Raw genomic sequence first — 9,401 nt, forward strand, 5'->3', positions numbered from 1 at the left:
TTTTATGCATAAAAACGTGCGCTACGCTAAGAAATCCTCATTTCACCTGATCCAACCCCGGCTTTTTTGATAGCAGACAAGGTTTCATACCTCCTGCTGAGTAGTATCCATGCAGTCAGAGTGGGTATTGCCTCGTTACCGGAGCGGAATATGTCAGAAACCAAATCAGAAATTACCACGGTAAAGAGTGGTATCAGCCGGCGGAGGTTGATGAAGACATCAACACTGGCCGGGCTGGTCATTGCTGCGGGTGGCGTATCGTTGCCTTTTAGCCGTAAAGCACTGGCGCAAGCGACAGAGAAGCCAAAGCATGAAGATAAAGTGGTGTGGGGCGCCTGCTCGGTCAATTGTGGCAGCCGCTGTGCACTACGTTTGCACGTGCGCGATGATGAAGTTTACCAGGTTGAAACGGATAATACCGGGCAGGATATTTATGGCGATCATCAGGTACGCGCCTGCCTGCGCGGGCGTTCTATCCGTCGCAGGATAAACCATCCTGAGCGTCTGAATTACCCAATGAAGCGCGTCGGTAAGCGCGGTGAAGGTAAGTTCAAACGCATCAGCTGGGAAGAAGCCTTTGATGAAATTGCCGGTAATTTGCAGCGTATTGTTGCGAAATATGGCAATGAAGCCGTGTATATCAATTATACCTCCGGCGTGGTAGGCGGCAACATTACCCGTTCTTCTCCTTACGCCTCGCTGGTGGCGCGTCTGATGAATTGCTATGGTGGTTTTCTCAGTCATTACGGCACCTACAGTACCGCGCAAATCGCCTGCGCTATGCCATATACCTATGGTAGCAACGACGGTAACAGTACGTCAGATATTGAAAACAGTAAACTGGTCGTCCTTTTCGGTAATAATCCGGCGGAAACGCGCATGAGCGGCGGCGGGATTACGTACTATCTCGAACAGGCGCGCCAGCGTTCCAATGCCCGGATGATCGTGATCGACCCGCGTTATACCGATACCGCCGCAGGTCGGGAGGACGAATGGATCCCTATCCGGCCGGGAACGGATGCCGCACTGGTGGCAGGCCTTGCCCATGTGCTGATCACTGAGGACAGGGTCGATCAAGACTTCCTTGATTCGTATTGCGTGGGCTACGACGAAAAAACCTTGCCTGCGGAGGCACCGGCTAACAGTCACTACAAAGCCTATATTCTCGGTCAGGGCGAAGATGCGACGGCAAAGACACCTGAATGGGCGTCCCGGATTACCGGTATTCCGGCGGACCGGATTATCAAACTGGCCCGCGAAATCGGGCAGGCCAAACCTGCCTACATTTCTCAAGGCTGGGGCCCGCAGCGCCAGGCCAATGGCGAGCTGACGTCACGTGCTATTGCTATGCTGCCGATTTTAACCGGTAATGTCGGCATTAATGGCGGCAACAGCGGGGCGCGGGAATCCACCTATACCATTACCATTGAACGTATGCCGGTGCTGGAAAATCCGGTAAAAACACAGATTTCCTGTTTCAGCTGGACTGATGCCATCGCGCGCGGCCCGCAGATGACTGCTAAAGCAGATGGTGTTCGCGGCAAAGACAAACTGGATGTGCCGGTCAAGTTCATCTGGAACTATGCGGGTAACACCATCACCAACCAACATTCCGACATCAATAAAACCCACGATATTCTCCAGGACGACGCGCAGTGCGAGATGATCGTTGTGCTGGAAAACTTCATGACTTCCTCGGCAAAATACGCCGACATTCTGCTGCCGGATCTGATGACTGTTGAGCAGGAAGATATTATTCCCAACGACTATGCCGGGAATATGGGATATCTGATCTTCATCCAGCCTGCGACGTCCGCTAAGTTTGAACGTAAAGGCATCTACGAGATGATGAGCGAAGTGGCTCGTCGTCTTGGCCCGGATGTGTACAACAAGTTCACGGAAGGGCGTACCCAGCGGGAATGGCTGCAATATCTGTATGGCAAAATGCTGGCGAGAGATCCGGCATTACCTGCTTATGAAGAACTGCGCGAAATGGGAATTTATAAGCGCAGGGATCCGGCCGGACATTTCGTGGCTTATAAAAAATTCCGTCAGGATCCTCATGCCAATCCGTTGAAAACCCCTTCCGGTAAAATCGAAATTTATTCCTCTGCACTGGCGAAAATTGCCGGCGAATGGGAACTGCAAAAAGATGAAACGATCAGTCCGCTGCCGGTATATGCCTCAACCTTTGAAGGCTGGGACGATCCGAAACGCAGTCAGTTCCCGCTGCAAATGTTCGGTTTTCATTACAAAGCCCGCACCCATTCCACATACGGCAACATCGACGTGTTACAGGCATCCTGCCGCCAGCAGGTATGGATCAACCCGATTGATGCCAAAACCCGTGGCATTGAAAACGATGACAAAGTGAAAGTCTTTAATGACCGGGGTGAAGTGCGCGTGTCGGCTAAAGTTACCCCGCGCATCATGCCTGGCGTTGTGGCTATGGGTCAGGGCGCATGGCATCAGGCCAATATGAGTGGTGACCGTATTGATCATGGTGCCTGTATGAATACGCTGACAACCCAACGTCCTTCTCCGTTGGCGAAAGGCAATCCTCAACATACTAATTTGATTCAAATAGAAAAAATCTAAAAAAGCGGCCTGCCAGGCGCCAGGCCGATGACAGGGTAGTTAAATTTTTGTCCTTCAGATAAGGACGTTACGGAGTCAGTAATGTCGGATTCAAACAACAGTCAAACCCATTCATCCGGTGGGATCAGCCGCCGCGATCTGGTTAAGGGAACCACACTTGCCGGTATGGCAGCTGCGGTTGGCGGTATATCGTTGCCGTTTAAATCAATACGAGCGGAAAAACTACAGGCTCCGGCCCAAACTGCGGATGAGAAAATCGTCTGGAGTGCCTGTACCGTCAACTGTGGCAGTCGCTGTCCGTTGCGAATGCATGTCGCTGATAACGAGATCCGCTATGTCGAGACCGATAATACCGGTGATGACAATTATGAAGGGCTGCATCAGGTTCGTGCCTGCTTGCGCGGGCGCTCAATGCGTCGTCGCGTTTATAACCCCGACCGTCTGAAATATCCGATGAAACGCGTAGGTAAACGTGGTGAAGGAAAATTCAAGCCCATCAGTTGGGATGAGGCGTTTGATACCCTGGCGGGCAGCCTCAAAGATATTATTCATCGCTATGGTAACGAAGCGATCTATCTGAATTACGGTACAGGTACGCTGGGTGGAACGATGACCCGTTCATGGCCGCCAGGCAAGACCCTGATCGCCCGTCTGATGAACTGTTGTGGTGGTTATCTGAATCATTACGGTGATTACAGTTCGGCGCAAATCGCTGCGGGCCTGAATTATACCTACGGCGGCTGGGCGGATGGTAATAGCCCTTCCGACATCGAAAACAGCAAACTGGTGGTGCTGTTCGGTAATAACCCGGGTGAAACCCGCATGAGCGGTGGTGGGGTGACATATTACCTTGAACAGGCCCGTCAGCGTTCGAACGCCCGCATGATTATTGTTGATCCGCGCTATACCGATACCGGTGCAGGACGGGAAGATGAATGGGTGCCGATCCGCCCGGGGACAGATGGCGCTCTGGCTGCTGCACTGGCGCATGTCATGATCACAGAAAATCTGGTTGATCAGCCATTCCTGGATAAATATTGCGTCGGTTATGATGAAAAAACTTTACCGGCAGGTGTACCTGAGAATGCGCATTATAAGGCCTATATCCTTGGAAAAGGGCCGGATGGTGTGGCGAAAACGCCTGAATGGGCGGCAAAAATTACCGGTATTCCCGTGGATAAAATCGTCAAGCTGGGGCGTGAAATCGGGCAGGCAAAACCCGCATTTATCACTCAGGGCTGGGGCCCGCAACGTCACGCTAACGGAGAAATTGCGACCCGCGCGATCGCGATGCTGGCGATCATTACCGGCAATGTTGGCATTAATGGCGGCAATTCCGGTGCCCGCGAAGGATCCTATGAGATCCCGTTTGTCCGTATGCCGACGCTGGAGAATCCGGTTCAGACCAGTATTTCTATGTTCCTGTGGACCGATGCGATTGTACGTGGCACACAGATGACCGCTACGAAGGATGGCGTGCGTGGCAAGGATAAACTGGATGTGCCTATCAAGTTTATCTGGAACTACGCCGGTAACTGTCTCATTAATCAGCATTCTGATATCAACCGCACCCATGACATTCTGCAGGATGACAAACAGTGCGAAATGATTGTGGTGATTGATAACCACATGACCTCATCGGCGAAATACGCCGATATTATCCTGCCGGACTGCACGGCCTCAGAGCAGATGGATTTTTGTCTCGATGCCTCATGCGGCAACATGGATTACGTGATATTTGCCGATCAGGTGATCACACCTCGCTTCCAGTGCAAAAACATCTATGAAATGACCAGTGAGCTTTCCCGCCGAATGGGCGTAGAGCAACAGTTCACCGAAGGCCGTACGCAGGAAGAATGGTTACGTCATCTCTATCAGCAATCACGTGAGGCGCTGCCAGAACTGCCTGATTTCGACACTTTCCGCAAACAGGGCATATTCAAAAAACGTGATCCCGACCTGCATCATGTCGCTTACAAAGCATTCCGTGAAGATCCGGTGGTCAATCCGCTGAATACGCCATCCGGTAAAATCGAAATTTACTCCGCTGAGCTGGCCAGAATTGCTGCTGAATGGGAACTCTCTAAAGAAGATGTGATTGATCCCTTACCGGTATATGCCGCAGGTTTCGAAAACTATGACGACCCGCTGGCCAGTAAATATCCGTTGCAACTGACGGGCTTCCACTATAAAGCGCGCACTCACTCCACTTATGGAAATGTGGATGTGCTCAAAGCCTCCTGCCGCCAGGAAATGTGGATCAATCCGCTGGATGCCGCACAACGTGGTATCTCCAACGGCGACATGATCCGCATCTTTAATGATCGCGGGGAAGTGCATATCGCCGCCAAAGTGACACCACGCATGATGCCGGGCGTTGTCGCGCTTGGCGAAGGTGCCTGGTATTCCCCTGATAGCAAAAAAATTGATCGGGCGGGCAGCATTAATGTACTGACTTCTCAAAGACCTTCACCGCTGGCGAAAGGTAACCCCTCTCACACCAACCTTGTGCAAGTGGCTAAGGTTTAACGGAGTAAAACATGACAACTCAATATGGCTTTTATATTGACTCAAGCCGCTGTACAGGGTGCAAAACCTGTGAGCTGGCATGCAAGGACTTCAAAAACTTAACGCCGGACGTCAATTTCCGCCGTATTTATGAATATGCCGGGGGCGACTGGCAAAAAGACGGAGATGTCTGGCATCAGAATGTGTTCGCCTATTATCTGTCCATTTCCTGCAACCATTGTGCGGATCCAGCCTGCACCAAAGTCTGTCCAAGCGGTGCGATGCATAAGCGTGAAGACGGTTTTGTGGTCGTAAACGAAGACGTCTGTATCGGCTGCCGTTATTGTCACATGGCATGTCCGTATGGGGCACCGCAATACAATGAAGCCAAAGGCCACATGACCAAGTGTGACGGATGCTACGCGCGCGTTGCTGAAGGTAAAAAACCGATTTGTGTTGAATCCTGCCCGCTGCGCGCATTGGATATGGCACCTGTTGAAGAACTGCGTGCGAAATACGGTGAGCTGGCCGAAGTAGCCCCCTTGCCAGCTTCACATTTTACTCACCCCAACATCGTCATCAAACCCAATGCGAATTGCCGTCCTGTAGGCGATACCACGGGTTATCTGGCTAATCCGAAGGAGGTTTGAGATGGGAAACGGATGGCATGAATGGCCTTTGATGGTCTTTACGGTTCTGGGGCAATGTGTTGTCGGCGCATTTATCGTGTTGGCCATTGCATTGCTGACTCAACGCAGTCCGGAAGAGTACCGCCGGATCCACTTCTCGATGTTTTTCCTGTGGGTGCTGATGGCCGTCGCCTTTATCGCCTCGGTGCTGCATCTGGGATCGCCCCTGCGGGCATTCAATTCGCTTAACCGTCTGGGTGCGTCGCCGCTGAGCAATGAAATCGGTAGCGGATCATTCTTCTTTGCCTTAGGCGGGATTTACTGGCTGCTGGCGATGCTCAACAAGATGCCGCGCGCACTGGGTAAAATCTGGTTGATCGTCACCATGCTGGCGGGTATCGGTTTTGTTTACGCGATGTGCCGCGTTTATGAAATTGATACCGTGCCGACCTGGGATAATGCGTATACCTTCTTCCATTTCGGGCTGACGGTGCTGATCGGTGGTCCGGTTCTGGGTTCTCTGCTGCTTCGTGGTGCGAATATCAGTGGTTGCGGGCTGCGCCTGTTGCCGGTTATCAGTCTTGCTGCGCTGGTCGTGAGTATGGCAGTTGTCATGCTGCAAAGCGCAAGTCTGGCAGGCATCAGCAGTTCTGTTCAGGCTGCTTCTGCCCTGATCCCGCAATACGGTTCGCTGTCAGTCTGGCGGCTGGTGCTGGTCATTCTCGGTCTCGGCTGTTGGTTCTGCCCGCTGGTTATGCGCAAGCGTCCGGCACTGGCATCAATGATTCTGGCGTTCGTGCTGGTATTTGCCGGTGAGCTGATTGGTCGCGCCATTTTCTATGGTTTGCATATGACCGTGGGAATGGCCGTCAGCGGCTAATGATCAGTAGTCCGATTTATCAGAGAACGCGTCGCTTGTGGTGGCGTGTTCTCTCTAATCAGAGTGAATTATGTCAGCAGAATCAATCAGTTTAACCGGTAAAATTTTAGGCGCCGTCTTATTTTATCCGCCAGATTCCCGCGAAGTTCAGCCTTTAATTGCATTACTGGAAAACAGCGAATGGGCACCCTTGTGGCCCTGTGCCAGTGAAGATGCCAAAGCGCAGGTCACTGAATATTTCAGCCAGATTGATCTGGCGAAGGAAAGTCTCGGGGACGCTTATCAGCGCCTGTTTGTAGGCCCTTACGCGCTCCCTGCGCCGCCGTGGGGCTCGGTCTATCTGGACAAAGAGTCCGTCGTGTTTGGCGATTCCACACTGGTGCTTCGGCAGTGGATGCGCGAAAACGGCATCGAACCGCACCTGACCCAGGCAGAACCAGAGGATCACATTGGTTTGCTATTGATGATGTCTGCCTGGCTGGCTGAAAACTCTCCGGCATTGTTGAATGAATTTTTAACAATGCATTTGCTGCCTTGGGCAGGTCGTTATCTGGAATTGTTGCGGCAGAAAGCCGAACATCCGTTTTACGTGGGTGTGGCCGTACTGGCTGAATCCACGCTCTGTGGCTGGAAACAGCTGCAGGGTCTGGAAGTAAAAGCCGCGGATTTGTATTTCTGATGAGCGATCCACGTGATGCTGGCTTTTACCGGGCCTGGATGAGCAGCAGAACTGTCAGCCGCCGTGGATTATTTCGCGGCCTGCTGTCAACGGGTAAGCAGGCCATTAAACAAGCACAACCCCCTTCAGCAAAGTTGCCGGTGCGCACAGTTGCCCGTCCGCCTCAGGCCGTTGCCGAACCGGCATTTCTGCAGCAATGTGATGGATGCGGGCACTGCGTACAGGCATGTCCGGTCGGCATTATAAGCGTTCAGGAAAGGGTGGCCTCGCTGGCTATCGATTATGCCGAATGTGATTTTTGCGGGGCCTGCACGCAGGCTTGCGAAAGCGGGGCGCTGGATGAACGTGTCCCGATGGATATCAATCTGCGTCCGGTAATTTCGGCTCAGTGCCTGGGGCGGTTAGATGATATGTGCAGGATGTGCGAAATTGCGTGTCCCCGCACGGCAATATTTTTTAATCAACAAAATCAACCTGTGGTTGATGACAAGAAATGTAACGGGTGTGGTAAATGTAAACTCGTTTGTTATCATGGTGATATTGCATTGTCATTAAAGCATCATAATTCTTAATCTCAGGACTTGATTAACGATTTCAATCATCACTCTTCCGTTTGTGCTCAGGCTGGTTTTTGCCGGATTGACTTTTAAACCGCCGGTGGCATGATGCGCGCAATTTCTTCCTCTTTGTGGTCATCACCATCCTATGTCCGCCTATTCCCGTCCTGTTTCTCTGCTCCTGTGCGGACTCCTGCTGTTGACGATTTCTATCGCTGTTTTAAACACGCTGGTCCCCTTGTGGCTCAGTCATGAGCAACTTCCGACCTGGCAGGTCGGGCTGGTTAGTTCATCTTATTTTACCGGTAACCTGTTGGGTACTTTGTTCGCGGGCGGGCTGATTAAACGTATGGGTTTTAACCGCAGTTATTACCTCTCCTGCATTTTGTTTGCTGTTGCGACGGCAGGTCTGGCGCTCTCAATAAGTTTCTGGAGCTGGATAACGGCGCGTTTTGTTGCAGGGATCGGTTGTGCGTTGATCTGGGTTGTGGTGGAAAGTGCGTTGCTACGCAGCGGAACTGTCAAAAATCGCGGCCAGTTGCTGGCGGCGTATATGATCATGTATTACATCGGCACAGTGGTTGGGCAGCTCCTGGTGGGCACAGTGCCCACAGCAATTTTAAGCGTGTTGCCTTGGGTGACGGCGCTGATTGTCATTGCGATGCTGCCGTTGCTGTTGACGCATATTGAAAACCAGGACAGTGAGCAACCGCGTTATGCCGTAATGCCGATGTTCAGACGCAGAAATGCCCGCCTGGGAATTAACGGTTGTATTATTTCCGGCATCGTTCTGGGCTCTCTCTACGGCCTGATGCCGTTGTTCCTGACGCATCAGGGAATGAGTGATGCGGATGTGGGTTACTGGATGGCATTGCTGGTCAGTGCCGGAATTGTCGGGCAGTGGCCGGTGGGACGACTGGCCGATCGCTACGGACGCCTTATGGTACTGCGTATTCAAATCTTCGCCGTTATTCTCGGTAGCATTGCGATGCTCAGTGGTTATGCGATGGCACCGACGCTATTCATTCTGGGATGTGCTGGTTTTACGTTGTATCCGGTTGCCATGTCCTGGGCTTGTGAAAAAGTAAATGCAGAGGAACTGGTGGCGATGAATCAGGCATTACTGATGAGCTACACCATCGGCAGCCTGGCAGGACCAACGATGACTGCGATACTGATGCAAAGTTATTCAGACCGCCTGCTGTTCGTGATGATTGCGGTGGTCTCGCTGGTCTATCTGGCGATGCTGATGCGCAAAGCGGATCATACGCATAACCCGGTTGCTGCCGCCTGATACCCTTCATACTTGAAGCTACAACTGCGTTAGCTACGCTCCGGGACCCGAATCACTGACTTATGTCAACTCATCGGGATCTCGTCACTCGTCGCCTTGTTGCAACTCCAATTATTTTGGGTATGGTTTTGTAAGCACACCTGTTTTAGTTCCACGCACTTTTTGAGACTTCCGGGTTTTCGGCCATCAGCCGGTACTCTTCCGGCGTCAGGTTGTTCAGGGATTCATGAGGCCGCTCGTTGTTATATTCAGCCAG

At 52.0% G+C, this 9,401-nt stretch carries 7 protein-coding genes and 1 pseudogene; 7 read left to right on the forward strand and 1 reads right to left on the reverse strand.

The window, feature by feature from the left end; genetic code table 11:
- The first annotated feature begins 150 nt into the window (after positions 1-150).
- From ynfE to J1781_RS10170, 7 genes are all read left to right on the forward strand, one after another.
- Positions 151-2,598, forward strand: coding sequence for a selenate/tellurate reductase subunit YnfE (gene ynfE / locus J1781_RS10140; RefSeq protein ID WP_217233503.1), 2,448 nt, complete (start codon positions 151-153; stop codon positions 2,596-2,598).
- A gap of 81 nt (positions 2,599-2,679) precedes the next feature.
- Positions 2,680-5,127, forward strand: coding sequence for a dimethylsulfoxide reductase subunit A (gene dmsA, locus J1781_RS10145; RefSeq protein ID WP_217139087.1), 2,448 nt, complete (start codon positions 2,680-2,682; stop codon positions 5,125-5,127).
- Positions 5,128-5,138: 11 nt separating this feature from the next.
- On the forward strand, positions 5,139-5,756 hold the full coding sequence (locus tag J1781_RS10150) for a DMSO/selenate family reductase complex B subunit (protein ID WP_217158865.1): 618 nt from the start codon (positions 5,139-5,141) through the stop codon (positions 5,754-5,756).
- A 1-nt stretch (position 5,757) separates the two neighbouring features.
- Entirely contained in the window at positions 5,758-6,615 is an 858-nt protein-coding gene (locus J1781_RS10155) for a dimethyl sulfoxide reductase anchor subunit family protein (protein ID WP_217158867.1), read from the forward strand.
- Between the two features lie 70 nt (positions 6,616-6,685).
- Positions 6,686-7,294 carry a Tat proofreading chaperone DmsD gene (gene dmsD, locus J1781_RS10160; protein ID WP_217220267.1) on the forward strand — a complete coding sequence of 203 codons (609 nt, stop codon included), beginning with the start codon at positions 6,686-6,688 and terminating at the stop codon, positions 7,292-7,294.
- Positions 7,294-7,866, forward strand: coding sequence for a ferredoxin-type protein NapF (gene napF, locus J1781_RS10165; protein ID WP_217233504.1), 573 nt, complete (start codon positions 7,294-7,296; stop codon positions 7,864-7,866). Before dmsD ends, napF begins: the two co-directional genes overlap by 1 nt.
- Positions 7,867-7,999: 133 nt before the next feature.
- A complete protein-coding gene (locus J1781_RS10170) occupies positions 8,000-9,145 on the forward strand; it encodes an MFS transporter (RefSeq protein WP_217233505.1) in 1,146 nt (381 codons plus the stop codon).
- Positions 9,146-9,290: 145 nt separating this feature from the next.
- On the opposite strand, the pseudogene J1781_RS10175 reads toward J1781_RS10170, so the two are convergent.
- Positions 9,291-9,401, reverse strand: a pseudogene (locus J1781_RS10175) (integrase); the annotation flags it as partial.

This window comes from Rahnella perminowiae (assembly GCF_019049695.1).
Lineage (GTDB): Bacteria > Pseudomonadota > Gammaproteobacteria > Enterobacterales > Enterobacteriaceae > Rahnella > Rahnella perminowiae.